The following is a 24,844-nucleotide window of genomic DNA, read 5'->3' on the forward strand; positions in this document are numbered from 1 at the left end:
TAAATAATTTAAAAATGAAAAAAATACATTTAATTTTATGCTTTAGCATTATGTTTTTCCTACTGTTCTACGACGAATCTGCGGGAATCAATTTAGCTTTGTTGGGAGCCGTTTACTCGATTGTGATTTATGCTTTAACACCAAAATTTTTAAGATCCGAACGACTAAAAGTCATGCTAATTTTTAGTTTGGTTTCTTGTGGTGCATTTGCTTACTATGGTTATTTTATCTCATTTTTTGCGATTGTAATATCAGTGTTTTTACTTCGATTATTTTCGTTGTCAAAAGAGCTAAAACCAATTTTGACCATTCCGCTCGCAATGGGGCAAGGCTTAAGTTTTCCGTTTCGATTTTTTTCATTTAAAGAATGGCTTCCGAAAACCAACACCGAGATATGTGTACAGAAAGTTTTGGCAGTTGTGGTTATTCCGAGTGCTTTTTTAATGGTGTTTTTTGCGATTTACACTTATGAAAGCGACACTTTTGCCATCTTTTTTGGGAACATCAATTTTAATTTTAATATCTACGAAGTTCTTGCTATAAGTTTTCTTGGTTTTTTTATCGCTTTTAATGTTTGGAATATTACCATCCCAAGTTTTATTTATTCGTCGAATCATCATTTTAGAAATGATTTTGTAAACGAAGATATTGCGCAAAAACCGACTTTCGATTTTTTAGATTTAAATCTTGAGCGTTTGAGTGGCGTTGTCTCCTTATTGTTATTAAATGTGATGCTTGTTTTCTTTTTGTTCAGTTTTAATTATGAACAATTCTATGTTGGCGAATCTTCTGCTGCCGAACTCTCTGGCGCAACACACGAACGCGTTAATGCTGTAATTTTGAGTATCATTATGGCGGTTTTGGTGATCATGTTTTATTTTAAATCAAATTTTAACTTTGATAATCAAGCAGTTTGGTTACGTCGATTAGTGTACATCTGGATTTTACTCAATATGCTTTTGGTATTTTCAGCATTAATTAAAAATTTAGAATATGTTACAGAATTAGGTTTGACTTACAAAAGACTTGGTGTTTTTGGCTTTTTGTTGATGGCTTTGCTAGGATTGGCTTTAACTTTCTACAAAATCTATAAACGAAAAACCAATCTTTTCTTAGTGAATACGATGCTTTGGGCATTTTATGGAATAGTTTTGGCTTGTTGTATGGTCAATTGGGGAAGCTTGGCGACGCGATATAACTTGGAGAATAATAAGGGAAGTTTCGATTATTTGAAAAGTCTTAACTTTAATGATGATATTTTAAAAGAAGTCGATCCAAATTTTGAAAAGTATACAACGAGTTACTATTTTTCGGAAACCGCCAGCTCAAGTTTTCTCTCAAAAAACATTTATTATGAAACATTATCTAAGCAAAAACCTTAATCTTTCAATTCTAAGCTTTGTCTTGCTGGCTGTCGTTTCTTGTAAAAAAGATACTGAAAAGACTCCTGAAGATGTACAACGGGATACCGTTACAACAGTCGAAAAACCTATAGATAGTCTTTCGACGGTCTTGGACAGGAAAACGGAAACTAACCAATTTATCATCGATGTAGATGCGAGCAAGTTACCGATAAAATTAGTTGAAGAAGTTAAATTGCAAGATCAGCAAATTATTTTAAGACTTTTGAATTATGATAAACCAACACTGAAAGCTTTTATTAAACCTGACCAAGTCGATATGAACATCCGTATCAATCAAATCAGAAAACCTGATAATACTTTTGATGGTCCTTTCGGTCAAACGATAGAATACAAAACACCAAAAAAAGGCGAATATTGGTTGGTAATTTCTAAAAACAATATGGCTTCGGGAAATCCAATTGGTAAGTTTTTTATTAAAGTTGAAGATTAAATTTTAGTAAAGCCTTAGTTATAAACATAAAAAAGAATCTCAATCGAGATTCTTTTTTTATTTATTTTAAACTTTGGATAGCGAGTTGATAGCCTTTCAAGCCAAATCCGCTGAGGACGGTGTCGCATTGTTCGGCTGTTACCGACTTTTTTCGGAATTCTTCTCTTTTGTAAATATTGCTAATGTGCACTTCTACTTTCGGTTTCGAAATGTTTTTTAAACAATCAGCAATTGCAAAAGAATAATGTGTAAAGGCACCTGGATTAATCACTAAAGCATCAAAATCATCTTCTTGCAAGCGGTTGATAATTTCGCCTTCGATGTTGGATTGATAAAACAAAATCTCATCATTCGCGAATTCTTTTTTTAGTAAATCAAGACGCGCTTCCATAGTTTCGGAACCATAAATGTCGGGTTCGCGTGTGCCCAAAAGATTAAGATTGGGACCGTTAATGATGAGGATTTTCATTGTTTTGTAAAATTGAATTTCAAAGTTAATGATTTAAAAAATTTAAGAAAAGTTTTTAATCAAGTTCAATAATTATTTTACAATCGTTACATGTTTTCCTTCTGTATGTGCGCTCATTGCTGGCGCGTACATATTTTCGAAAGTTGTAATGACATCCGAAAATTCGCCAATGTTATTCGCTTTTAATTGATATTCAATTCTTGATTGGCTTCAAGTGGATTGGTTGGCGTTTCTTTAGCATTAAATTCATCAAAGATCTTTTTAATCTTCGGTGACGAATTCAGGATGTAAGTCGATAACATATTTCCGTAAAGTCGACTGAAAAGCTGTTTTGAAAATTCGTGCGGATAAGTTCTAAGATACGGAATCGAAATCACCGCAAACCAAAGCGGATTGGTCGTCATCTCAACCGTTAGATTAAAGTTAGAGACCGAAGTTGATGTGTCATTAAACAAAGAATTCATTGTGAAAATTCTGTTTTGTCCTTCTTTAATGAAAATCGGAAGCGTTTCCTTTACCAACATTCGGTTTGCTAGAATAGGAATTGTATTTTCTTCTCCATCCGAAAAATTTTGACTTTTTGCAAAAAATCGGTAGCTAACATTGTCCATAGCTTTCGGAACTTTCATGTCCCAATTGATTTCTGCCGAAGCTTTAGCACCGATTTTAATCTTTCTTAAATTATTTGTATTTACAAAAGCAGAGTCCAAAACTTCGTTGGTTGACGCGTCAAAAAACTGTAACATAACATCCGTCGAAAGGTCTTTATCCGAAAGATTATCAAGCTGTGTTGATAATTGTATTTTGTCGTCTTGTCTTAAAAATCGCGGCGAATTCGGTGTAATCATCAACTCTTTTTGCGTTTGTGTATAGTAAGTTTGCAGAGCCTGTTTTAAGATCTTTGGTGTGCGCAAGAAGTAAAAGTTTCCATTGTGTTAATGCTTCTTGCGAAGTGAACTCTAACTTGATATTTTCGTCCGAATCTGTGTAAAGATTTGGCATAAAAAACGCAGTTTCATTAAGGTTGGTTCTGGCTTTAACGTTGTTGAGAAGCTCTTGTTGTAAAGCTTGTTTTGTAATGATTACCGTCGCTCCGCCAGCCGCTTCTTGACCATAAATTGCCACCGCTTCTTCTGGAATTAACTTTTTAATCTCAGCGATTTCATCTTCACAAATTGCTTTGTTGAGGATTTTACCATCAATGATTGTGACTGCTGCAGTCGGTTCCGATTTTTTTCCTGCATAGCCTGTAACAACAATTTCTTCAATGGATGCATCCTTTTGCGCCATACTCGCAAGTGGACGCGATAAAGACTCTCGACGGTCTCTAATATCCGTGTAATTAAAAATAGGCGCATTGGGCGTCGGATATAATGTTCCTTCTTTTAGATTATATTTTGTTTTATAAAAATTCTCGTTTTCACTACTTAGACTTTGCAGGTCACCAAAAAAATCGTCCATGCTAGGATTGTAACGATCATAACGGTAATATCGGTAAAGTCCATTGTTTTGAGGAATGTAGAGCGTAAAGCGAAATTCATTTTTCTCGAACTGATCTAATGAAGCGTCATGCATTGTCGCCAGAACTTCTGCATTTATTTTGTCTTTATCCTTACCTTTAATTGTCAAGATCCACTTTTCTGGAACGCCAGGTTGGATTTTATTCCGAAAAACTTCGGTGGTGCTTTCTAGTTCTCGGTCGATATTTTCTTTAGCATCAAAGGCAATCAATGCTTTTGCAAAGTCTGTATCGTGGATAAAGTCATATTCTATAGCTATGGATTTTTTGATATCCTTATCTGTGAAGGTATAATTAATGTCGGTTTTCCCGTTTTTGATGGCGATTTGTTGGAAGTTTTCCGGAATATTGTTTTTAATAAAACGATAATTAACAAAACCTTCTTTAAAATCGGTTAGAAAACTAATTGTTGCTTTTTCGCCAACTTTGTACGATGATTTATCAACTTGCATTGCAAAGTAAGTAGGGATTCCGTTTTTTAAAGTTTTATCATCAAGGATGTCAACAATTTTAAATGATTTTATAGTATCACGATCAATGATAGATTCGGCTTCTATAAGATATTTTCCGGCTTGTGTATTTTTGCTGAGTTTGATGTCTTCAGTGTCACCAGTAGTAAAGTTTTTTGAAAATATATTTTCAACTTTTTGAATAGGTTTATTCACTTCCAAACCGTAATGACTGATGCAGGGAAAGTAAACATCAAACAATTCTTTGTAATAAATAGAATAGTTGAGTTCTTTATCATTATTTTTTGGTGTGTAATATCTATTGTAACGTGCTTGTGCAATATATTTTGGTTGCAGAATTTTATCTTCTGTTAATAGTTTTGTAACCTTAAGATTTCCTTTCTTTTCAATATTTTGATCATTAAGATTGGTAGCCGAAATTTTTAGTTGATTCCATTCGCTTTGAAGTCTTTTTTCAGGAATGTCGAGCTCTAGTTTAGCTTTTAAATCACCAACATTTATGGTTGACTCTTTGCTTTGCGACTCACCATTAACATCTGTCATGTAAACCGAAACCGACTATTGATAACTGCGCGGTTTGCTTTGTGATTTTTCGTCAGCTAAAGCGTCAAAATCAAAAGTGAAATTCCCGTTGTCATCGGTCGTTGTTTCGCCTTGTTTTATTTCCGTTAGAGGCGATCTGTAAGGACGATAAAAATAGTCATTGTAACTTCTCCAGATAACAGTTTCTTGTCGTTTGATAATGTATTTTACAGTAGCTTTAGAAATATTTGCGCCAGAAAAAGCTTCGCATGTTCCAGAGATTTTCACCTTTTCGCCGAGCGTGTAAGTTTCTTTAGCAGGAATTATTCTAACCTGAAATTTTGGTCTTTTGTATTCTTAAACACGAAAGTATAGATTACCAGCTGCATAGTTGTCGTCATCGTCGTCATTTTTGTTTTTAGAATTATCAAACTTAGCTTGCATTTCGATAGAATATTCGCCAGTCAATCCACCACCAGGTAATAGAAATTCGTCTGAAACGCTACCAAAATCGTTAGTGACCAATTCCTTTTTTGAAACTTCTTTGCCGTTGGTATCAGCTAGAATGACAGTTACTTTTTGCTTACCAATAACTTTTGTTTGATCGTAATATTCTTGTTTTAAAATCCCTTTAAAAAAGACTTTTTGTCCAGGACGATAAATTGCACGATCCGTAAAAATAATAATGTTCTTAAGGATTCTGGTTTGGTTTTCTGGTTCTTCGTTTCGGTTATTTCTAATATCATCGTAATCGCGATCGATCACCAAATGCTTTTTGGAAGCAGGGACGTAGATAATGCTGTCGTCATATTCGCGGTCTTTTGATTTTGGAAGTAAAAAAATGCCCGATGCGTCGGTTGTTCCGCTGCCTGTTTTTATAAGCTTGTTCTCGCGTTTGTTGTCGTATTTGTTTTCATAATCGTTTATGTTTTGATACATGACATAATCCGAATTTGCTAGATTTTGTCCAGTTTTAGAATTCAGAACTTGAAAACTTACTTTGTTATCATCTTCATATCGTTTAATATGAAAAATATATGTAACGGAGATGTTGGTACTTTTCGTTGTACCATTGGGATAAACATATTCTATTTCGAAAAGTAATTCATCCAAAGGCGGGATTGCAACAAAGGTTTGGTGTGCTTTGAAATCCTGAAATGTTGTTAGTTTGTAATCGTCACTTCTAAAGTTTTTCTCTATTAAATGGGGATTTCGAGAGGTAATTTGTTTTTGGTTAAGTTGATAACGATCCCAAATTTGTTCTTTATTAAATTCTCATATTTCGAAGTTTTGTATTCAATTAGCGGAGAATGTTCTCCATCAAAAAGGATCATGGCTGTTGGTCTATTCAATGTATTGACATCCGCATACCAAGTTGTTGTTCCGTTTGAGAATTTAAAAGTTTTAGCATTGGTTCTTCCCACGAACAATTTGTCTGTTGCGCCACCAAAGCTGTTGTAGATTTTGTTAGATAATTCGGTGTGTTCTTTTAGTTGTTGCTCGTTTGCTTTTAAGTTTTCATTCTGAACAAAAAAAAGAGCTTTCGTGGGATTGCTAATACCGAAGTCGGCTTTATCATTTGTTGTTGCGGTACGGATGGGAGATGTCGTACACGAGTATAGCGCAACTAATAATAGAAGTAGGTAGTTTTTCAGCATTTCATTTTTAGCTTATTATTAAATTCTATTCTTAGATTTTACAATCTGGATTTTATAGAAACTTAACTGAATTAAACATACTAAAAATGTTTTTGTAAAATTTCCTTATGACGAAAAATTTTTTGATGTAAAAAGATAAACTATAAACACAAAAAAAACCTTCAGAAAAATCTGCAGGTTTTAAGTAGCCCGTAGGGGAATCGAACCCCTCTTACCAGAATGAAAATCTGAGGTCCTAACCGATAGACGAACGGGCCATTTTATCGTCTTACGCTAACTTGTTAACGTGTTTAGTCAATTTGCTTTTTAAGTTTGCAGCTTTGTTTTTGTGAATGATGTTTTTCTTCACCAACTTGTCTAACAAAGAAATTACTTTTGGTAATTGCTCAGTAGCTACAGACTTTTCAGTTTCATTACGTAATACTTTCAAAGCTGTTCTAGCTGTCTTGTGATAGTATCTATTTCTTAATTTTCTTTTTTCGTTCTGTCTGATTCTTTTCAGAGCAGATTTATGATTTGCCATAACTCCTAAAACTTGGGTGCAAAGATATGAATATTTTTTAAACTTCAAAATCTTTTTTTAAAAATAATGAAATTTCCTTCTGAAAAGGATTAATAAGCGATTATTAAGCTCTGGGTGCTTTCGTAAATATTACTTTTTCGAATGCTAATTCTTCTTTTTTCGATGAAATTAGCCGATAAGTAGGTAAGTTAGTCCTGTTTAATAATCATTCTTAATTTAGCTTGTTTTAGCAACTTAATATTGATGAAATTCTTCTATAAGATTGGATGCATTTAGTTTGAATAAAAAAACTTGAGATTTAAAATTTTGTTTTTGACTAAACAAGATATGACTCTGGGAAATAAGAACACAAAAAAACCTTCAGAAAAATCTGAAGGTTTTAAGTAGCCCGTAGGGGAATCGAACCCCTCTTACCAGAATGAAAATCTGAGGTCCTAACCGATAGACGAACGGGCCATTTTATCGTCTTACGCTAACTTGTTAACGTGTTTAGTCAATTTGCTTTTTAAGTTTGCAGCTTTGTTTTTGTGAATGATGTTTTTCTTCACCAACTTGTCTAACAAAGAAATTACTTTTGGTAATTGCTCAGTAGCTACAGACTTTTCAGTTTCATTACGTAATACTTTCAAAGCTGTTCTAGCAGTCTTGTGATAGTATCTGTTTCTTAATTTTCTTTTTTCGTTCTGTCTGATTCTTTTCAGAGCTGATTTATGATTTGCCATAACTTCCTAAAAATTGACTGCAAAGATATGAATATTTTTTAAACTTCAAAATCTTTTTTGCAGATTTTTTCAAAATTAATTTTTCGTAGCCTATAGGGGAATCGAACCCCTGTTGCCAGGATGAAAACCTGGAGTCCTTACCACTAGACGAATAGGCCATTCGTTTTTTTGTGGTTGCAAAAGTAGATACTTTTTTTATTCCTTGCAAATCTTTTTCTAGTTTTTCAAGACTTTTTGAATGATAGAATTCTTAATGCCTTTATTTTCAATGTCTTTTTGTGCAGTAACAGCGTCTTCCAAAGTTTTATATTTACCATAAGTGTAGTAGAAAATTCCTTTTTCTTTGGTTCTTTCCACGTCTTTCAGGGTTTTTAGAAGGTAAGAATCGCTTTTTAATTTGTCCTCACTAACGGCTACTTCTAGCGTATAATATCCAAATCCTAAAGTCTGATTAGGTAAGAAACTTATTGCCATGGCGTTTTTGAAACCAGCATCTTTAGCAGTTTTTAGATTGTTATCTCTTACAGATGCAAGATTTGTAACGGCGTAATAATATTTGTAAACGTTGTTTTCTTTGATTGGTAAAATATAATTTAAACCTTTTAATGCAGCATCATTTTCGTTATATCGTGTTGCGGTGCTCATCAACAAGATTCTGAAATCATTTTTCATTGGGATTTCAGCCGGTTTTACTGGTTCTGCTTCTTTCGTTGCTACAAATCCTCCATTGATAGCTTTTCTGTAATCTAATAAAGCTTTGTAAATGCTTTCTGCAACTTCTTTTTGACCTTTCTCGGAAGTAAGATAAGCGGCGTCGTCATAATTATTAACGAATCCAGTTTCTACAAGTACTGACGGCATCGCATTTTTTCTGAGTACGTGTAGGTCAGCTTGTTTTACACCACGAGAAAAGCGGTTGTTGTCTTTCACGAAATTTTCTTCGATAAGGCCACCTAGCCATTGACTAGCTTCCAAGTATTTGCTCTGCTGAATTTTTAATGCAATTAAAGATTCTGGAGAACGTGGATCATAGTTGGCGAAATTTTGTTTGTCATTTTCATCTAAGAATATCACTTCGTTTTCAGCTTTTGCAACTTCCAGGTTTGCTTTATTTTGGTTAGGTCCTTGTACAAAAGTTTCGGTGCCTTGGGTTGTAATGCTACTTCCTGGCGAAGAGTTAACGTGTACGGATACAAAAAAGTCCGCTTTATTTCGGTTGGCAAGGTCTGTTCTAGAAGTCAAAGAAGGATATTCGTCTATCTTTCTTGTATAGATAACCTTGAAATCTTTATTTTTTTCGAGCATTTTGCCTAGTTTTAAAACAACGCCCAAGGTGATATCTTTTTCTTGTACTCGCCCGAGGTCGCTATAGTTTCTGTTAGCGCCAATGTCCGATCCACCGTGTCCTGCATCCAATACAACAGTGAATTTTTTCTGGCTAAAACCTAAGACTGAAAGCAATACTAGAAGTATGCTAATATATTTTTTGGAATAAAATTCTTTAGTAAACATATTAATTTTTAAAAATTAATTAATTTTGACCCGAATTACAGATGTACTGATTTGGGCAAAAGCATTTTCAAAAATATACCACTATTTTTAATTTTCCTAATTTTTAACAGTTTTTTAGCACAACAAAAGCCTATTAAAACTATTGAAATTGGGACGAAACAAGATACCATTCGTAAGAATGATACGATTCCTGCAAAGGAGCAATTAGAGGGCATTGTTAAAACAAAAGCCGATGTAGAACGCAATTCTTTTTCCACAAAACAAACCTTCCTCGAAAAAAATGCACAGGTCATCTACCAAGATATGCAGATTGATGCCGACTATATCCGAATCGATTGGTCGAATAGTAAAATCTATGCGCGTGGAGGATTGGACGAGAAAGATCGCGTTAAAGAACCTGCGGTCGCTACGCAAGCCGGTAAAAAGTATGAATACGACGAAGTTATCTACGATTATAAAACGAAACAAGCGGTTGCTTTTAATGCCAGAACTGAAGAGAGTGAAGGCGTTATTGTAGCGCAAAAAACCAAAAAGTATAACGACTCTGTATTCTTTATGAGAAACGGAAAATATACGACAGACACTTATTTTATTCAGAAGAAAGATACAATAGCGGATTATTATTTGCTAGCTCCGAATATTAAATTAGTAAAAGGTAAAGAAAGTTCTCAGGTTATTACAGGGCCGATCCAGATGTATATCGAGCAAGTGCCAACACCTTTGGTAATGCCATTTGCGATTTTGCCATTTTCGGAAAAACGTTCTGCTGGTATTTTGATACCGAGTTTTGGAGAGCGTCAGGATGTTGGTTTCTTCTTAAATGGTCTCGGCTATTATCAACCTATTGGGGAACATTTTGATTTAAAAATTCTATCGGATCTTTATACAAAAGGTAGCTGGAATCTACGCCCAGAGATGAATTATCTCAAAAAATACCGTTACAGTGGACGTTTCAATGCGGAGATTGGGACTATTGTTCGAGGGATAAAAGGTTTGGATGACTATTCGCGATCGTCGACCTACAAAATTGGTTGGACGCACACGCAAGATAGTAAAGCCAATCCGCTATTTACATTTAATGCAGCAGTGGATATTACAAGTCAAAAGTTCTATAGCAACCTTTTGAACAACAATTATATTTACAATAACGAAAATCTAAAAACAAGTCAAACCTCAAGAGTTAGCATCCAAAAACGTTTTTTGAGCTTGCCGATTACTATTAACGCCAATGCGACTTATTCACAGAATTTTGCGACAGGAATTACGGATATTCGTTTACCAGATTTAACGGTGGCGATGAGTCAGTTTTATTTATTTAAACCAAAAACAGGTATGCGAACTGGACTTTTGGAGAATATGACCGTTAACACAGGCTTGTCAATGTCCAACTATGTGCAAACGACAGAAGCTGAGCTTTTCAAAGATCAAATGTGGAAGGATATGAAGACGGGGCTTCGTAATAATATTGCCTTGTCGACCAATACGAGTATTGCTAAATATTTGACTTTTACGCTAAGTGCGAATGTGGACAATGTTTTAACAACGAAAACGCTCGAAAAGCGTTACAATATTTTGACAGATAAAGTTGATAATATTAGTAAAAATCAGTTTGCTGGGTTTTCAACCTTCAGTACTTCAGCGAGTTTGCAAACAGTGCTTTATAAGTTTTTAAACTTTAAAAATGGATCAACTATCGAGGCGATTCGTCACATGGTGACACCAAGTGTTAGTTTTAATTATACGCCAGATTTTGCTGCTAAAAATTGGGGCTATTATCGAGCGTTTTATGGGTCTCGCGGCGAGATGACTACCTATTCTATTTTTGAAGGTGGTATTTATGGTACGCCAAGTGCAGGACTTACACAAAGTATTGGTTTTAATATCGCTAATAATTTAGAAATGAAAGTGAAGTCTAAGTCAGACTCAACTGGTGTTAAAAAACTTAAGATTTTTGAAAACTTAAACATTTCTGGTAACTACAACTTTGCAGCAGATAAGAACAAATGGTCGGTGATTAGTGTTAGCTCTCAGTCGTCTTTCTTTAATAGTAAGTTGACGGTTAATACGATGTTAACTTTAGAACCTTACAAAATTCTATATGATGCGACAGGTAATAATGGCGTGCGTACAGAAGATTTTGGACATTTCAGTTTGCAAGGTTTTAATTTGCAGTTAGGTTATTCATTAAGCGATGAGATTTTTGGTAAGAAAGAGGAATTAGGCAAAATCTATAAAAAGAAAGGTGAAATCCGTAACGAAGAGTATTATTTTGATGAGGATAATTATGCGAGATTTACACAACCTTGGAGTTTACGAATTAATGCAAATTATGCTTATACAAGAGGCTTGTCATTATTCGGAACCAAAATGGCAACCGCAGGATTAGACGGAAACATCAAGCTAACACCTTTTTGGAATATAACAGGTCGGGCATCTTACGACTTTATATCAAAAGAAATATCACAAGCATCATTAGGTTTTTCTCGTGATCAACGAAGCTTTACGATTAGCTTCAACTGGGTGCCTTTCGGTGTTTACAAAGTCTATGACTTCTTTATCGGTATTAAAGCCAATATCTTGAGCGATGCTATTAAATACAAAGATCGAAGCTTTACCCAACCAAGAAGTAGCTTCTAAAAATTGATAAAAATGCTTAGATTTGTAAGCGAAATCAACAATAAACTATGAAGAAAATCATCAATACAGATAAAGCGCCAGGCGCGATTGGTCCATATTCTCAAGCTAATATGGCAAATGGCATACTCTATATTTCGGGACAGATTCCGGTAGATCCAGAAACTGGTAAACTTGCTGAAGGCATCGAAAAAAGTACGCATCAAGTGATGAAAAATCTAGAAGCTATCTTAACAGAAGCTGGTTTGACATTTAGCCATGTTGTTAAAGCTACAATTTTCTTAAAAAGTATGGACGACTTTGCTGTGATGAATGATATCTATGCATCTTACCTAGATGCCGCTGCTTTCCCAGCTAGAGAAACAGTGCAAGTGTCTTGTCTTCCTAAAAATGTAGATGTAGAAATTTCTATGATTGCACACGCAGATTAATGAATTTTTTAAGAAACTTATTTGGTGTCATCTGTGGGCTTGTTGTGGCAGGACTCATTATTTCGCTGGGGATACGCATTAACCCGAGCTGGATTAACTATGAAGAATGGGCGCCATTTGAGCATTGGAAACAACAATTAATTGCGGTTAAAGATCAAGAAAGCTTTTTTGCAGCTTTGTTATTTTTCGGTGGACTTGGTGTAAGCATCGGCGGTGTTGTGACGGCTCTCATTGTTAAATATGCAAAAGTAGCTTATGCTATTTTGATAGGTTTTATCATGCTTTTCATCGCAATGCTTGATATTATTATATATCCTTATCATCCCACGTTTTATAAAATTTCGATATTTCTAGTCTTTTTTCCATTCTCTTGGATTGGAGGGAAAATCGTGGAAGTGATCTACGAACGGAAAAAGAAAGCAGATGCAAAAAAGAATCAGATTAATCATAACTAAGCAAGCCTTTTGGTTTGCTTTTTTTTATGTCGTTTAGTTGACTTTTTAAAATTTTAAAAGATATTTGTAAAAGAAAAACTAAAACAACTAAACATGGCAGAATTAGAAGTTGCTAAATCGACAAAGAAAATCTACGGCACTGCAAAATCCAAAGAGCATAAAGCACTCCATAAGCTTAAGGAAATTGGTATGGAAATCGCCATCATCATTTTTGCAGTATCGGTTTCTATCGCTTTTCATAATTGGAGCGAAGAGCGACACGAGCAGAAAGAAGTGAAACATTTTTTGCTTGGTATTAAAAAAGATTTGAGAAGCGACATTGCAGAAATGCAAGGGGATTTGGAAGCTTATAAAAATCAGAAAAAATTCTTTGGATACATTGCGAAAATCCCAAATGGTCAAGTTGCGGACAAAGATTCTATTCATCTTAACCGAGATTTCTTATTTAATTTTACTGGATTTAATGGTAATCAAGGGCGATATCAAGGTTTTAAATCTTCTGGTAAAATAGGTTTTATAGAGAATGAAGAACTTCAGAATGATATTTTAGACTTTTATGAGGAAGATGTCCCGCTTTTAATAACGTCGACAGATTTCTACAAAGCTCAGAAGCTAAAATATGCAGATTTCCTTTTTGATCATGTTCAAAACTATCCAGACGGCAATTTTTTAAAAATGATTTCTTCTGATCCTATCAAGAATCGAAGCAAAGTCTATCTCTCGGCTGTGGATCAAATAATTGGTAATTACACGATGTGCATTAAACAAATGGAAAAAATTATTACTAAAATCGACCGCGAGTATAAGCATTAGTATAGTCATTAAAACTTATTTTATTTCCAAATTTGGGAGCCTTATTAAGTTCCGAATTTCTAAAAATATCCGATGTTGAAATATTATAAGGCCTACATTTTTTTAAAAATAATAGAATAGCAAGCAAGGACATTAGAATCCAAAATGTTTTCTTGTTTTTTTTGAACATGCGATGTAGTTTCAGAGATAAAGCTGATTTTAAAAATACAAAAAAGAATTTAAGAGAATTGTTATTGATATCCGATTGACAATTTGCAAATTCTTGATGTGTCGATGCGTATTCGGAAGAATAGTTTGGAACTAGAAATACATGTTGTTTTATTCATGAAAAAAAATGAAATAAATGATAAGTGTTGATAAACTAAAACTTATCATCCAAATCCTATGAAGATAATTTGTTTTTGAACTAGGATTGGCTTAATTTCGAACAGCATAAAATTTAAAATACTTTAATAATGAATCAGGATATCATCTTCGACCTTATCGAGAAAGAAAGACAAAGACAAACACACGGCATCGAGCTTATCGCATCAGAAAACTTCGTGTCAGATAATGTAATGAAAGCGATGGGAAGTGTGCTTACTAATAAGTATGCAGAAGGTTATCCTGGTAAAAGATATTATGGTGGTTGCGAAGTGGTAGACGAGGTTGAGACTTTAGCGATCGATCGCGCAAAGCAACTTTTCGGTGTCGACTATGTGAACGTACAGCCGCATTCTGGTTCTCAGGCTAATGCTGCAATTTATTTAGCCGTGTTAAAACCTGGCGACAAAATTATGGGGATGGATCTTTCGATGGGAGGTCACCTAACACATGGTTCTGCGGTTAACTTTTCGGGGATACAATATGATGTTGTTTCTTATGGCGTAGATCGTGAGTCAGGACTTATCGACTATGATCAAATGCGTGAGGTAGCGCTTCGTGAAAAACCAAAAATGATGATTGCTGGTTTCTCTGCTTATTCTAGAGATTTGGATTATGCTAAATTCCGTGAAGTAGCTGACGAAATTGGTGCTACACTGTGGGCTGATATTGCGCATCCAGCAGGGCTTGTTGCTAAAGGACTTCTTAATAATCCTTTCGATCATTGTCATGTGGTGACGACAACAACGCACAAGACGCTGCGTGGACCTCGTGGTGGTATGATTATGATGGGTAAAGATTTTGAAAACACTTACGGGCACAAAACACCAAAAGGTGACATCAAAATGATGAGTCAAGTTTTGGATGCTGCTGTTTTCCCAGGAATCCAGGGTGGTCCGCTAGAGCATGTTATCGCTGGTAAGGCGGTAGCTTTTGGAGAAGCGATTGATACACAATTTGAGGTTTATGCAAAACAAGTGAAAGCCAATGCACAAGCTTTAGCAAAAGCAATGATTGCAAATGGTTTTGATATCGTAAGTGGCGGAACTGATAATCACCTGATGTTAGTGGATCTTCGTAACAAAAATGTTAACGGTAAAGAAACGGAAAAAGCTTTGGTAAAAGCAGATATCACGTGTAATAAAAATATGGTTCCGTTTGATGATAAGTCACCATTCACAACTTCTGGTATTAGATTAGGGACAGCGGCCATTACAACAAGAGGTCTTAAAGAAAATGATATGGAAGCTATTGCTTCATTAATTTCTGAAGTGGTTGATAACATCAAAAACGAAGAAGTTTTAGCATCTGTTAGAACGAAAGTTAACCAACTAATGGAAGGAAAAGCGCTTTTCAATTATTAAAATTTCGTTTTTAAAATAAATAAAATTCCAACGTCGTAAGGCTTTGGAATTTTTTTGCTTTAAATTTGAGGTTCTTTTGTATTAAATATTATTAAAAGCTAATTGTCTAGTGGAAAAAAAATCCTACACCTTTACTGAAATTAAACTTAAAATGCTCAATTATTGTGTTTATCAGGATCGTTGTCATTATGAGGTTGAACAGAAGATGCGTGAGTTTTTGTTAATTCCGGAAGCTAAAGAAGAGATTTTGATGTATCTTATTCAAGAAAAATATTTGGATGAAGAACGTTTTGTGAGAAGTTATATTCGTGGAAAATTTTATATTAAACACTGGGGACGTAACAAAATAAAAATTAATCTCAAACAAAAACAAATAAATGATAAGCTGATTGGTCGTTGTTGGGATGAGATTGATGATGGCGACTATCAAAAACAAATTATAGAATATATAGAAAAGCAATCCGATTCTAATAACGAATCGAATTTGTTTAAGAAGAAAAATAAAATTATCAAGTTTTTACTGTCTAAAGGTTATGAATATGATTGCATTTTAGACGCTTTTGAAAACTCTAGTATATGAAACTTAGATTAATTTAGTAAAAATTTTGAAATTATTAATGAAAAATCCTTACTTTCGTCAAATATTTTTAAGATAATAACTATGAAAAAAGCATCGATTGTTCTTTTTCTTTTGACTATAGGTTTTATGTCGGCTCAAAGCTTTAAATTAGGAGCTACAGCAAATATACATAGATCTTCTATCGTACATGTTCATGATGTTTCTAAACCAGCATGGGGAGGTGGTGTTGGTGTTTTTGGAGAAATTCCTATCGTAGATAATGATATTTTCGACTCTGCGTGGCTTTATCTGGTTCCGCAGTTAGAATTTAGTATGCAAGGAGAGAATGCTCAACCTTATAGTAATAAGGATAAGCAGCAATTTCCAAATTATTATCTAGGTGTTCCTGTTTATGTAAAATACTTCTTTCATAGAAGTGGTTGGAAAAGCGATTTGTTTTTGATGGCTGGTCCAAGATTTGAGTTTTTAGTCTATAATGATCGAAAAGGCCCAGAAGGTTATGCAATGTACGCTGGACAGGAAGATAAAATCAATAGCTTTGGTTACGGCTTGTCTGTTGGTGCAGGACTAAGAGTACAAGATGATTGGGAGATTTTTGTAAGATTCGATAGAGGATTTAGCAAAATTTATCCTGATTATGATGCCGCTAATAAAACTTCAACATATAATCGTTTATTAGGTCTTGGTGTTAATTATTACATCAAATCTTTCGATTAATTTAATTTTCACGGATGATGAATAACAAGAGAGGTGTTGTAACCTGTTCTCTACTATTTTTTTTTCTCATAATTGTTTCTTGTAAGCCCAAAGAAAATATGGTTTATATGCAAAACCATAATTTTGATCAGGAAGTATCTGAAGCGCGTTATAATGGTTTGAAACTTCAAGAAGGAGATGTTTTAGAGATTGTGGTTTCGGCCTATGATGATATTGCAGTTAAGCCTTTTAACCTAAGCACGATGGAGCAGACTAATGCTGGTGTGGATCCATCATCAAGTGGTGTTGTTACCAAAGCCAATCAATATATTGTTTCCAGCGAAGGTTATGTTGTGATGCCTGTATTGGGACAGATTTATTGTAAAGGGATGACCAAGCAACAATTGAAACAGGATTTAGAAGTACGATTGAAGCAATATCTAACAGATCCTTTGGTTAATGTAAAACTTGTCAATTTTAATGTGAGTGTTATTGGGGAGGTGAAGAGTCCTGGGCAAAAGACCAGTACGACTGAACGCCTTAATATATTTCAAGCTATTGCTTTAGCAGGAGATATGACGGATGGAGGCGACCGTACCAATGTAAAGCTTATACGTTATTCCGAATCCCAAGCCAAGGATGAGGTTGTTGCTCTTAATTTGTCCGAAAGTAATATTGTCAATTCGCCATATTATTATCTACAGCAAAATGATATTGTCTACGTAGAGCCAGATAAAAACAAACAAATTGCGGCGAATACCAACCCGAACAAGTCATTGTATTTTCAGCTTTTCGGAGTGTTAATGGCAACTATCGCGTTAATTATAAGATTTAAGTAGGTTAATGGAGTTATTAGATAATCAAACTGCATCGAGAAAACATAAGATCAATTTAAAGAAAGAACTTAAAAAATACGTTAAGTTTTGGCCTTTATTTTTGATATTTCCGCTACTATTCTATACAGCAGCGAAAATTTATTTACGCTATACACCGCCACAATATTTTAGTAAAACAACTCTTAAGTTTGAACAGACATCGCCTCGTGCTGCACAACAGGCGCTCAACGATTTAAAGAATCTTGGGGTTGGGGTTTCCAATGAAGAACTTGATGCAGAAACCGTTGTTATGGTTTCTAAGCCTATCCTTGGACAAGTTGTTAAAAATCTCAATCTTGATGTTAAGTATTATTCGGTAGGTGCTATTAAAGAGGTCGAATATTATAACGAGCTGCCTATTAAAGCACGTATTGTTGAGCTGAAGAATCCGGAGCAGTTTGGTGGGGTTTCTTATCTTATAGAATCTAAAAATACAAGCAGTTTCACATTATCAGATGTTGAAGGTAAGAATCTTAAAAAATACAACTTTGGACAGGTGGTTGATTTAGGATTTGGTAAGGTTGTTTTTGAGAGAAAATTTCCTAGCATAGAGGTGAAAAATACCAAAGTTGTTTTTACGAACCCTAAAAATGTTATTTCTGGTCTGGAGGGAGCTTTAAATGTTAGTATCTATAAAAGTCTTTTGATGGATATTAGTATGACGAGTGCTTCTTATCGTAAATCGGAAGCTATACTTAAGGAATTAGTTAATGTGTATAATGCCGAGGGGATCAAGGATAAGAATCAGGAGGCACAATTTACAGCTGACTTTATTGATAAGCGTTTACAGATAATCACAGACGAGTTAGAGGGTATCGAAAACCAAAAAGAAGGGGTCAAGAAAGATTATCAAATTACGGATCTTGCTGCCCAAGCGCAGATGGCGCTAAGTAATGTTAATGCTAATACTAAAGAATTGTTGGGTATTGCTACACAATATGATTTAGTTAATTCTGTCTATCAACTTTCCAATAATAGTTCTCAGAATTTGTTACCTACTGGACTTGGACTATCATCATCTATTGACTCACAGATATCTAAATATAATGAGTTGGTATTAACGCGCAACCGTGTTCTTAAACAGGCAACAAATCAGAACCCTGCTGTTGTCGAGATGAATAAACAAATTGGTATATTGAAGGAAGGTATTCGTGCTAATCTTGGTGATGTAAGACGTAGTCTTCAAGATAATATGTCACGCTTGCAATCTGATATTAATGCTGATCAATCAAAAATCAATAAATTTCCTAAGCAAGAACGTATTTTTCGAAGTATCGATCGACAACAAAACCTTAAAGAGGCATTGTTTCTATTTTTGTTGCAAAAACGAGAAGAGAATTCTATTAATCTAGCTGTTGCCTTACCAAAGGCTAAAGTAGTTAATCCTCCATACACAACTGGTATAGTAGCGCCTAAAGGACAAATGATTTTGTATTCGGCTATTGCTTTAGGTGTTATCCTGCCACTATTGTTTATCTTTATTAAGCTTTTGCTTAATACTAAGATTTATAGTAAGGAAGACATGGATAGCGTGTTAAGCAATGCTAGCCTAATCGGTGAAATTCCTGAGAATAATGATAAAGAGGAATTGATGAAGCTGGATGACTTTACCGTTTATGCAGAGTCTTTTAGAATTTTGGCTTCTAATCTTAAGCACATGCTCAAGGTAAAAGGAGCTAATCAAAAGAGTGCCACTATTTTGGTAACTTCTTCTGTAAAAGGTGAGGGGAAAACCACTATTTCTATGAATCTGGCAGTGAGTTTATCTGGGAACGCAAAGGTGTTGATTATAGGCGCCGATATTAGAAACCCTCAACTACAGCGTTTTGTACATAAATCAAAAATCGGATTGACAGATTATTTGGTGTCTGATGATATAACGCCAGAGGCTTACATTATAGATTCTCGAATTAACGCCAACTTAGATATTTTCTTTAGTGGTGCCAAATCGCCTAATCCGAATGATTTATTGGACATGGATAAGTTTGATGATATGATTACATATCTACGGACTAAGTATGATTATATTGTTATGGACTCGGCTCCCATGATGCTGGTCAGTGATACCCTTAATTTGGTTGATCAATCAGATTACATTTTGTATGTCGCTAAAGCAAATTATACTGAAAAAGAAATGTTACTTTTTGCTGAGAATTTTATGATGGAAAATAATGTTAATAACATGTCTTTTGTGCTAAATAATGTGAAACCACAATTCTCTCGCTATGCTAACAAATATGGTTACGGTTATGGCTATTATAATGAGACAAGGTCGCAATCTTTCATTACAAAGCTTCTAAATAGATAAGCATAATGTCATTAAAGCAACAAGCTCGTTCTGGCATGGTGTGGACCTTTGCTGAACAATTTGGATCAAAATTAATTAGTTTTGGAATTAGTATTATCCTTGCTAGATTATTGACTCCTACCGATTTTGGAACTATAGCTTTGTTTGGAATCTTTATCGGAGTTGCAAGCGCATTAATAGACGGTGGTATGGGTGCTAGCCTTATTAGAACAAAGGATGTGACAGATGATGACTATTCCACTGTATTTTATTTTAATATTGGAGTTGCAATCTTCGCATATCTAGTCGTTTTTTTTATTGCGCCTTTGGTCTCTAGTTTTTATCAGTTACCCATTATAACAGATTTAGTGAGAGTATATGCTTTGATACTCATTATTAATTCATTTGTTACGGTACAACGAACACATTTTGTTAAGGAACTGAATTTTAAAACAGCCTTTAAAATTCAGTTACCATCTTTAATTATTGGAGGAATTACAGGAATTGTATTAGCTTATGTAGGTTATGGTGTGTGGTCTCTGGTATATTCTGCTATTTTACAAAGTATAATTTTTACCTTACAACACTGGTTCTACAGTAGCTGGCGTCCGCAATGGGTATTTAATAAAGAAAAATTTAAATACCATTTTAGTTTTGGTTATAAGATGACTTTATCTGGCCTGTTGGATATTTTGTTTCAGAATCTTTATATTGTACTAATAGGAAAATTATTTTCACTTCAGCAACTCGGCTATTATAATAGAGCGGACTCGTTGAAGCAATTGCCAGTTAGTAATCTGTCTAATGCGCTTAATAAAGTAACCTTCCCTTTGTTTGCAAAAATTAGTCATAATGATATTAAATTGAGAGAAGTCTACGCAAAATTATTAAAGCTTGTTATTTTTATAATTGCGCCAACACTCATGTACATGGTAGTAGTAGCTATGCCGTTAATTAGATTTTTGTTTACAGATAAATGGCTGCCTGCAGTTCCTTATTTTCAAATTCTATCAATAGCAGGAATACTTCTTCCTATTCATTCTTACAATCTAAATGTATTAAAAGTAAAAGGTCGTTCCGATTTATTTTTACGACTCGAAGTCATCAAAAAAATACTAATTGTAAGCATTGTTTTAGTTTCAATTAACTTTGGAATTTTCGGATTGTTATGGGGACAGGTGGTTAGCTCTATACTGGCTTTATTTGTTAATACTTATTACACTGGAAGATTCCTAAAATATTCAATGTGGGATCAATGCAGAGATCTTATCCCAAGCATCGCATTAGCAGGACTTTGTGGGGTTGTATCTTATTTAGTTTACCATTATTTGTTGATTGATATGTATGATCTTCTAACCATAATTATCATATTGCTTACCTATTTTTCATTATATTTGAGCTTAGCTTATCTGTTTAAGTTTAAAGAAATTAATTACGCTAAAGAGTTTCTAAAAAAATGATACCAGTTACAAAGCCTTTTTTACCACCGCAAGAAGAATATACCGAAATGATGAATGGCATCTGGAAGCGGCAATGGCTTACCAATATGGGTCCGCTTGCCAGTGACCTGGAACTCCGCCTTAAGGAACATCTGAATCTTGATTACTTACTCTTCGTCACCAACGGTACCGTGGCACTGCAGATGGCCATCAAAGCGCTGGATCTTAAGGGCGAGATCATTACCACCCCTTTTTCTTTTGTAGCGACTACGAGCAGTATTGTGTGGGAAGGCTGCACGCCGGTTTTTGTGGATATTGATGAGGACTCACTGAACATTGATGCTAACCTGATTGAAGCCGCTATTACCAACAAGACTTCGGCAATACTAGCAACGCATGTTTACGGCAATCCCTGTGATGTGGAGAAGATTGAGGCGATTGCTGAAAAGCACAATCTGAAGGTGATTTACGATTCAGCGCATGCTTTCGGAGTAGAGGTGAACGGTAAATCAATTTTCGAATACGGGGACATTTCCACCTGTTCCCTACATTCCACGAAACTCTACCACTCGGTGGAAGGCGGTCTTGTAATCACCAAAGATGCAGACCTGCTGAAGAAGCTGGCTTTTATCCGCAACTTCGGGTTCAACGGGCCTGAGCATTTTGCGGAACTGGGTCTGAACGGAAAAAACTCAGAGTTTCATGCCGCCATGGGTCTGGCCAATCTTAAGTATATCGACCGCATTCACCAGCAGCGGAAACTGCTGACCGAAAGATATGATGATAAACTCAGGAATCTAAAGGCAAGGAGGCCGGTATGGCACGCGGGTTCCGATAACAATTATGCCTACTATCCGATTGTCTTTGAGTCGGAAGAACTGATGCTGAGGTGTGTGGAACTGCTGAAGAGCCATGAAATATTTACCCGAAGGTATTTTTATCCCTCGCTCGCCACGGCATTACCTTATATTGTCCCGCAACATTTAGCGGTTACAGAGGATATTTCCCGACGGGTCCTATGTTTGCCACTTTATGTGGACTTAACAGAAGAGGAGGTTGATTTAATCTGCCGATTAATGCTCAGGGTACAGAACAATTAAAAGCTAAGACATGATTATAGTAGGCGCCAAAGGATTTGCAAAAGAAGTTCTGGAAATACTCCATCAGCGGGGGGAAACTGACCAGCTGTATTTTTATGACGATGTAACGGCCAATCTGCCGGATACATTGTACGATACGTTTCCTGTCATCAGGAACCTGACGGATGCTGAAATTGTTCTTAAGCAGACTGACGGCCGTTTCACCGTTGGAATAGGAAATCCGAAACTTAGGAAAATACTAGCGGAAAAGTTTGAAAATATTGGTGGTAGATTTTCATCTGTCATCAGTGAAAATGCGCAGATAGGCAGTTTTGGGAATGTAGTTGAAGAGGGCGTAATTATAACCGGAGGGGTCATTATAACAAACGATGTTCACATTAAAAGAGGAACGATGGTGAATCTGAATTCTACTTTGGGACACGATGTTGTGATTGGGGAGTTTTGTGAAATATGTCCGGGAGTAAGTATTTCGGGAAACTGCGTTATAGACGATGGGGTTTTTATAGGAACCGGGGCAGTCATTCTGCCTGGTGTAAAGATTGGCGAAAACTCGGTTGTTGCGGCGGGTGCTGTCGTTTCAAAAGATGTTCCTGAAAATGTAATGGTAGCGGGTATACCTGCTGTAGTAAAGAAAAATTTGGTTTAAAAATGGAACATCCTAAAGTAAGTGTAGTTACCATCACCTACGGTCACGAAAAGTATATTACGGATACTCTGGACGGTGTCTTGATGCAGCAATACGATGGTCCGGTGGAATTCATTATTGCCAATGACAACTCTCCGGATAATACGGACCAGGTGGTGAAGAAGTACTTTGCAGCGCATCCAGTCCCTGATAATTTTGAAATAAAATACACCCGCCATGAAACCAACAAAGGAATGATGCCTAATTTTAACTGGGCACTGGAACAGGCGACGGGCAGGTACATCGCCCTTTGTGAAGGTGATGATTACTGGATAGATCCGATGAAACTCCAAAAACAAGTAGATGTATTGGACACGAATCTAGAAATTAATATTTGCTCTCATCCATCATATCGAAGATATGAAGATGCTGTTAAAGAAGATCAGTATGGATATTGGGGATGTTTTGAAAAAATAATTTCAGCAGCAGAAGTTATTAAGAATTATGCTTCAACCGCTCCTTTTCAATCAATTATGTTTAGAAATCAATATACAGATGAAGTTCAACTTATTATAGAAAAACTTCTAGGAGGGCATTCTACACTACAAATATATTATTCAATTCCAAATGGACTATATTATATTCCACAATATATGTCTGTATATCGTGTCGCTAGTAGCTCATCAATTTCCAAGGTATTATTCAAAAAAGATTCTCGATTTCTAGAGAGGCAGTTGCAAAATTGGACTGGTTTGGACATCCTTAATAAAAGTAGTAATTATATTTTCGATAATGAATTTAAAGAGTCAAAAAAACTAAGAGCATATAATTTAATTTCGTCTGGTCAGTTAAACAATTATGAGGCTTACTATTTAATTAAGAATTTTAAACTGTATTGTAATATTAAAATGCTTACTTATTCAATGAAAAAACATGCTATATCCAAATTGTATAGATTTCTTAAAAGTAAGGAAAAATAATTTTTATGAATAAAATCAACCTGTTTTGGTATAAACATAAAGATGGACATGGTAATTTTGGCGACGCACTAAACCCCTATATTGTAGAAAAAATTTCAAATGCAAAAGTGAGGTTTGTTAATATTCACTATTTTGGATATAGTAGATTTTTTTTTGTTAAATCAATATCTGCTGCCTTATTGAATGGTGAAATGAAGATTAATGAATATTTCATGAATCTGTATTTTTATTTTCTTAATAGACCGAAAGTCTTAATTGCAATAGGATCTGTATTGCAAACGATTAAATCTAGTAATGCGATTGTGTGGGGTAGTGGTATTATTGCATCAGATAATTATTTTGCAAATGCTGATTTCAGAGCAGTCCGAGGTAAGTTTAGTCAAAAAAGATTAAGAGAACTTGGTTATCATGTTCCCAATGTGATTGGAGATCCTGCAATACTTCTCCCTTTAATTTATCAAGCTAAGAAAAAAGAGAAGAAGTATAAAATGGGATTAATACCTCATTTTATTCACTTTGAAAATTTTCAGAAGTATGGATCCGATGATATATTAATTATTAATTTATTAGATCCAATTGAAAAAATTTTGGAAGAAATAAATTCTTGTGAAATCACTTTATCAACATCTCTACATGGTATTATAGTATCCCATGCATACGGAATTCCATCAATATGGTGCTCTGATCAGACTTTGAAATTATGGGGTGATGATATAAAGTTTAGTGATTATTTTTCATCAGTAGCTATAGACGTTTACAAACCAATTGATGTTAATAATCTTTCTAAGTCCATCGATGAAAACTTCAAGATTATACATGAGATTCAACAACCCAGTCGCATACCTTCTGAGGAAATAATTAGAGAAATACAATTAAATTTATTAAATGCATTCCCTTATACTTTGCGGGAATCATTTGAATATTTATTAGAAGCGAGATCTTAAAGGAATATT

25 protein-coding genes and 3 tRNA genes are annotated in these 24,844 nt (G+C 34.9%); 16 read left to right on the plus strand and 12 right to left on the minus strand.

Annotated features, from left to right (window positions below; all coding sequences use genetic code 11):
* Nucleotides 1-14: 14 nt before the first annotated feature.
* Together RT037_RS05735 and RT037_RS05740 are read left to right on the plus strand one after the other, a co-directional pair.
* Entirely contained in the window at nucleotides 15-1,382 is a 1,368-nt protein-coding gene (locus tag RT037_RS05735; RefSeq protein ID WP_313028749.1) for a DUF4153 domain-containing protein, read from the plus strand.
* A complete protein-coding gene (locus RT037_RS05740; protein WP_312321571.1) occupies nucleotides 1,354-1,854 on the plus strand; it encodes a hypothetical protein in 501 nt (166 codons plus the stop codon). The genes RT037_RS05735 and RT037_RS05740 overlap by 29 nt, the downstream gene beginning before the upstream one ends.
* Nucleotides 1,855-1,915: 61 nt before the next feature.
* On the opposite strand, the gene RT037_RS05745 is transcribed toward RT037_RS05740, so the two are convergent.
* The 12 genes from RT037_RS05745 to RT037_RS05800 form a co-directional block, all read right to left on the minus strand.
* Nucleotides 1,916-2,323, minus strand: a complete 408-nt coding sequence (locus tag RT037_RS05745) for a type II 3-dehydroquinate dehydratase (RefSeq protein ID WP_313028750.1) — start codon at nucleotides 2,321-2,323, stop codon at nucleotides 1,916-1,918.
* Nucleotides 2,324-2,505: 182 nt separating this feature from the next.
* On the minus strand, nucleotides 2,506-3,171 hold the full coding sequence (locus RT037_RS05750; protein ID WP_312321569.1) for a hypothetical protein: 666 nt from the start codon (nucleotides 3,169-3,171) through the stop codon (nucleotides 2,506-2,508).
* A complete protein-coding gene (locus RT037_RS05755; protein ID WP_313028751.1) occupies nucleotides 3,104-4,855 on the minus strand; it encodes a hypothetical protein in 1,752 nt (583 codons plus the stop codon). Before RT037_RS05755 ends, RT037_RS05750 begins: the two co-directional genes overlap by 68 nt.
* Before the next feature lie 15 nt (nucleotides 4,856-4,870).
* Nucleotides 4,871-5,122, minus strand: coding sequence for a hypothetical protein (locus RT037_RS05760; protein ID WP_313028753.1), 252 nt, complete (start codon nucleotides 5,120-5,122; stop codon nucleotides 4,871-4,873).
* 69 nt (nucleotides 5,123-5,191) lie between these two features.
* Nucleotides 5,192-5,947, minus strand: a complete 756-nt coding sequence (locus RT037_RS05765) for an MG2 domain-containing protein (protein ID WP_313028755.1) — start codon at nucleotides 5,945-5,947, stop codon at nucleotides 5,192-5,194.
* Between the two features lie 86 nt (nucleotides 5,948-6,033).
* Nucleotides 6,034-6,492 (minus strand): hypothetical protein, encoded by a 459-nt coding sequence (locus tag RT037_RS05770; protein ID WP_313028757.1) that lies wholly within the window; start codon nucleotides 6,490-6,492, stop codon nucleotides 6,034-6,036.
* Nucleotides 6,493-6,677: 185 nt separating this feature from the next.
* Nucleotides 6,678-6,749 (minus strand) — tRNA-Glu (locus RT037_RS05775).
* Nucleotides 6,750-6,760: 11 nt separating this feature from the next.
* Nucleotides 6,761-7,015 carry a 30S ribosomal protein S20 gene (rpsT, locus tag RT037_RS05780; protein WP_079668198.1) on the minus strand — a complete coding sequence of 85 codons (255 nt, stop codon included), beginning with the start codon at nucleotides 7,013-7,015 and terminating at the stop codon, nucleotides 6,761-6,763.
* Nucleotides 7,016-7,399: 384 nt separating this feature from the next.
* Nucleotides 7,400-7,471: transfer RNA gene (locus tag RT037_RS05785), tRNA-Glu, on the minus strand.
* 11 nt (nucleotides 7,472-7,482) lie between these two features.
* Entirely contained in the window at nucleotides 7,483-7,737 is a 255-nt protein-coding gene (gene rpsT / locus RT037_RS05790; protein ID WP_079668198.1) for a 30S ribosomal protein S20, read from the minus strand.
* A gap of 86 nt (nucleotides 7,738-7,823) precedes the next feature.
* Nucleotides 7,824-7,895: transfer RNA gene (locus tag RT037_RS05795), tRNA-Glu, on the minus strand.
* A 58-nt stretch (nucleotides 7,896-7,953) separates the two neighbouring features.
* Nucleotides 7,954-9,255 carry an N-acetylmuramoyl-L-alanine amidase gene (locus tag RT037_RS05800; RefSeq protein ID WP_409529545.1) on the minus strand — a complete coding sequence of 434 codons (1,302 nt, stop codon included), beginning with the start codon at nucleotides 9,253-9,255 and terminating at the stop codon, nucleotides 7,954-7,956.
* 45 nt (nucleotides 9,256-9,300) lie between these two features.
* On the opposite strand from RT037_RS05800, the gene RT037_RS05805 reads away from it, so the two are divergent.
* The 14 genes from RT037_RS05805 to RT037_RS05870 all read left to right on the plus strand — a co-directional run bounded on the left by RT037_RS05805 (nucleotide 9,301) and on the right by RT037_RS05870 (nucleotide 24,835).
* Nucleotides 9,301-11,886, plus strand: coding sequence for a putative LPS assembly protein LptD (locus RT037_RS05805; RefSeq protein WP_313028762.1), 2,586 nt, complete (start codon nucleotides 9,301-9,303; stop codon nucleotides 11,884-11,886).
* A gap of 47 nt (nucleotides 11,887-11,933) precedes the next feature.
* On the plus strand, nucleotides 11,934-12,314 hold the full coding sequence (locus RT037_RS05810; RefSeq protein WP_313028764.1) for a RidA family protein: 381 nt from the start codon (nucleotides 11,934-11,936) through the stop codon (nucleotides 12,312-12,314).
* Nucleotides 12,314-12,769: a hypothetical protein gene (locus RT037_RS05815; RefSeq protein WP_313028766.1), complete on the plus strand. Its 456-nt coding sequence runs from the start codon at nucleotides 12,314-12,316 to the stop codon at nucleotides 12,767-12,769. Before RT037_RS05810 ends, RT037_RS05815 begins: the two co-directional genes overlap by 1 nt.
* 93 nt (nucleotides 12,770-12,862) lie before the next feature.
* A complete protein-coding gene (locus RT037_RS05820; RefSeq protein WP_313028768.1) occupies nucleotides 12,863-13,582 on the plus strand; it encodes a DUF6090 family protein in 720 nt (239 codons plus the stop codon).
* 455 nt (nucleotides 13,583-14,037) lie between these two features.
* Nucleotides 14,038-15,309, plus strand: coding sequence for a serine hydroxymethyltransferase (gene glyA / locus RT037_RS05825; protein ID WP_313028770.1), 1,272 nt, complete (start codon nucleotides 14,038-14,040; stop codon nucleotides 15,307-15,309).
* 151 nt (nucleotides 15,310-15,460) lie between these two features.
* Nucleotides 15,461-15,889 (plus strand): regulatory protein RecX, encoded by a 429-nt coding sequence (locus RT037_RS05830; RefSeq protein WP_312323014.1) that lies wholly within the window; start codon nucleotides 15,461-15,463, stop codon nucleotides 15,887-15,889.
* 81 nt (nucleotides 15,890-15,970) lie between these two features.
* On the plus strand, nucleotides 15,971-16,606 hold the full coding sequence (locus tag RT037_RS05835; protein WP_312323012.1) for an outer membrane beta-barrel protein: 636 nt from the start codon (nucleotides 15,971-15,973) through the stop codon (nucleotides 16,604-16,606).
* A gap of 107 nt (nucleotides 16,607-16,713) precedes the next feature.
* On the plus strand, nucleotides 16,714-17,424 hold the full coding sequence (locus tag RT037_RS05840) for a polysaccharide biosynthesis/export family protein (protein ID WP_313028773.1): 711 nt from the start codon (nucleotides 16,714-16,716) through the stop codon (nucleotides 17,422-17,424).
* A gap of 4 nt (nucleotides 17,425-17,428) precedes the next feature.
* The gene (locus RT037_RS05845; protein WP_313028774.1) at nucleotides 17,429-19,768 is read left to right on the plus strand and encodes a polysaccharide biosynthesis tyrosine autokinase; all 2,340 of its coding nucleotides are present in this window, start codon (nucleotides 17,429-17,431) and stop codon (nucleotides 19,766-19,768) included.
* A 35-nt stretch (nucleotides 19,769-19,803) separates the two neighbouring features.
* Nucleotides 19,804-21,207 carry a lipopolysaccharide biosynthesis protein gene (locus tag RT037_RS05850; protein WP_313028776.1) on the plus strand — a complete coding sequence of 468 codons (1,404 nt, stop codon included), beginning with the start codon at nucleotides 19,804-19,806 and terminating at the stop codon, nucleotides 21,205-21,207.
* Complete coding sequence (locus RT037_RS05855) at nucleotides 21,204-22,286, plus strand: DegT/DnrJ/EryC1/StrS family aminotransferase (protein ID WP_313028778.1); 1,083 nt, start codon at nucleotides 21,204-21,206, stop codon at nucleotides 22,284-22,286. The genes RT037_RS05850 and RT037_RS05855 overlap by 4 nt, the downstream gene beginning before the upstream one ends.
* A 10-nt stretch (nucleotides 22,287-22,296) precedes the next feature.
* Nucleotides 22,297-22,932 (plus strand): acetyltransferase, encoded by a 636-nt coding sequence (locus RT037_RS05860; RefSeq protein WP_313028779.1) that lies wholly within the window; start codon nucleotides 22,297-22,299, stop codon nucleotides 22,930-22,932.
* 2 nt (nucleotides 22,933-22,934) lie between these two features.
* Nucleotides 22,935-23,891 carry a glycosyltransferase family 2 protein gene (locus tag RT037_RS05865; protein WP_313028782.1) on the plus strand — a complete coding sequence of 319 codons (957 nt, stop codon included), beginning with the start codon at nucleotides 22,935-22,937 and terminating at the stop codon, nucleotides 23,889-23,891.
* 5 nt (nucleotides 23,892-23,896) lie between these two features.
* Entirely contained in the window at nucleotides 23,897-24,835 is a 939-nt protein-coding gene (locus RT037_RS05870) for a polysaccharide pyruvyl transferase family protein (RefSeq protein ID WP_313028784.1), read from the plus strand.
* Nucleotides 24,836-24,844 lie beyond the last annotated feature (9 nt).

This window comes from Soonwooa sp., assembly GCF_032062245.1.
Classification (GTDB): Bacteria; Bacteroidota; Bacteroidia; order Flavobacteriales; family Weeksellaceae; genus Soonwooa.

Bases quoted from the DNA above. Each gene is read 5' to 3' on its own strand.
- RT037_RS05770 (WP_313028757.1), bottom strand. From the start codon at position 6,492: ATGCTGAAAAACTACCTACTTCTATTATTAGTTGCGCTATACTCGTGT.
- RT037_RS05815 (WP_313028766.1), top strand. From the start codon at position 12,314: ATGAATTTTTTAAGAAACTTATTTGGTGTCATCTGTGGGCTTGTTGTG.
- RT037_RS05745 (WP_313028750.1), bottom strand. From the start codon at position 2,323: ATGAAAATCCTCATCATTAACGGTCCCAATCTTAATCTTTTGGGCACA.
- RT037_RS05830 (WP_312323014.1), top strand. From the start codon at position 15,461: ATGCTCAATTATTGTGTTTATCAGGATCGTTGTCATTATGAGGTTGAA.
- RT037_RS05755 (WP_313028751.1), bottom strand. From the start codon at position 4,855: ATGACAGATGTTAATGGTGAGTCGCAAAGCAAAGAGTCAACCATAAAT.
- RT037_RS05855 (WP_313028778.1), top strand. From the start codon at position 21,204: ATGATACCAGTTACAAAGCCTTTTTTACCACCGCAAGAAGAATATACC.
- RT037_RS05835 (WP_312323012.1), top strand. From the start codon at position 15,971: ATGAAAAAAGCATCGATTGTTCTTTTTCTTTTGACTATAGGTTTTATG.
- RT037_RS05845 (WP_313028774.1), top strand. From the start codon at position 17,429: ATGGAGTTATTAGATAATCAAACTGCATCGAGAAAACATAAGATCAAT.
- rpsT (WP_079668198.1), bottom strand. From the start codon at position 7,737: ATGGCAAATCATAAATCAGCTCTGAAAAGAATCAGACAGAACGAAAAA.
- RT037_RS05840 (WP_313028773.1), top strand. From the start codon at position 16,714: ATGCAAAACCATAATTTTGATCAGGAAGTATCTGAAGCGCGTTATAAT.
- RT037_RS05850 (WP_313028776.1), top strand. From the start codon at position 19,804: ATGGTGTGGACCTTTGCTGAACAATTTGGATCAAAATTAATTAGTTTT.
- glyA (WP_313028770.1), top strand. From the start codon at position 14,038: ATGAATCAGGATATCATCTTCGACCTTATCGAGAAAGAAAGACAAAGA.
- RT037_RS05750 (WP_312321569.1), bottom strand. From the start codon at position 3,171: ATGATTACACCGAATTCGCCGCGATTTTTAAGACAAGACGACAAAATA.
- RT037_RS05735 (WP_313028749.1), top strand. From the start codon at position 15: ATGAAAAAAATACATTTAATTTTATGCTTTAGCATTATGTTTTTCCTA.
- rpsT (WP_079668198.1), bottom strand. From the start codon at position 7,015: ATGGCAAATCATAAATCTGCTCTGAAAAGAATCAGACAGAACGAAAAA.
- RT037_RS05810 (WP_313028764.1), top strand. From the start codon at position 11,934: ATGAAGAAAATCATCAATACAGATAAAGCGCCAGGCGCGATTGGTCCA.
- RT037_RS05820 (WP_313028768.1), top strand. From the start codon at position 12,863: ATGGCAGAATTAGAAGTTGCTAAATCGACAAAGAAAATCTACGGCACT.
- RT037_RS05860 (WP_313028779.1), top strand. From the start codon at position 22,297: ATGATTATAGTAGGCGCCAAAGGATTTGCAAAAGAAGTTCTGGAAATA.
- RT037_RS05870 (WP_313028784.1), top strand. From the start codon at position 23,897: ATGAATAAAATCAACCTGTTTTGGTATAAACATAAAGATGGACATGGT.
- RT037_RS05740 (WP_312321571.1), top strand. From the start codon at position 1,354: ATGAAACATTATCTAAGCAAAAACCTTAATCTTTCAATTCTAAGCTTT.
- RT037_RS05865 (WP_313028782.1), top strand. From the start codon at position 22,935: ATGGAACATCCTAAAGTAAGTGTAGTTACCATCACCTACGGTCACGAA.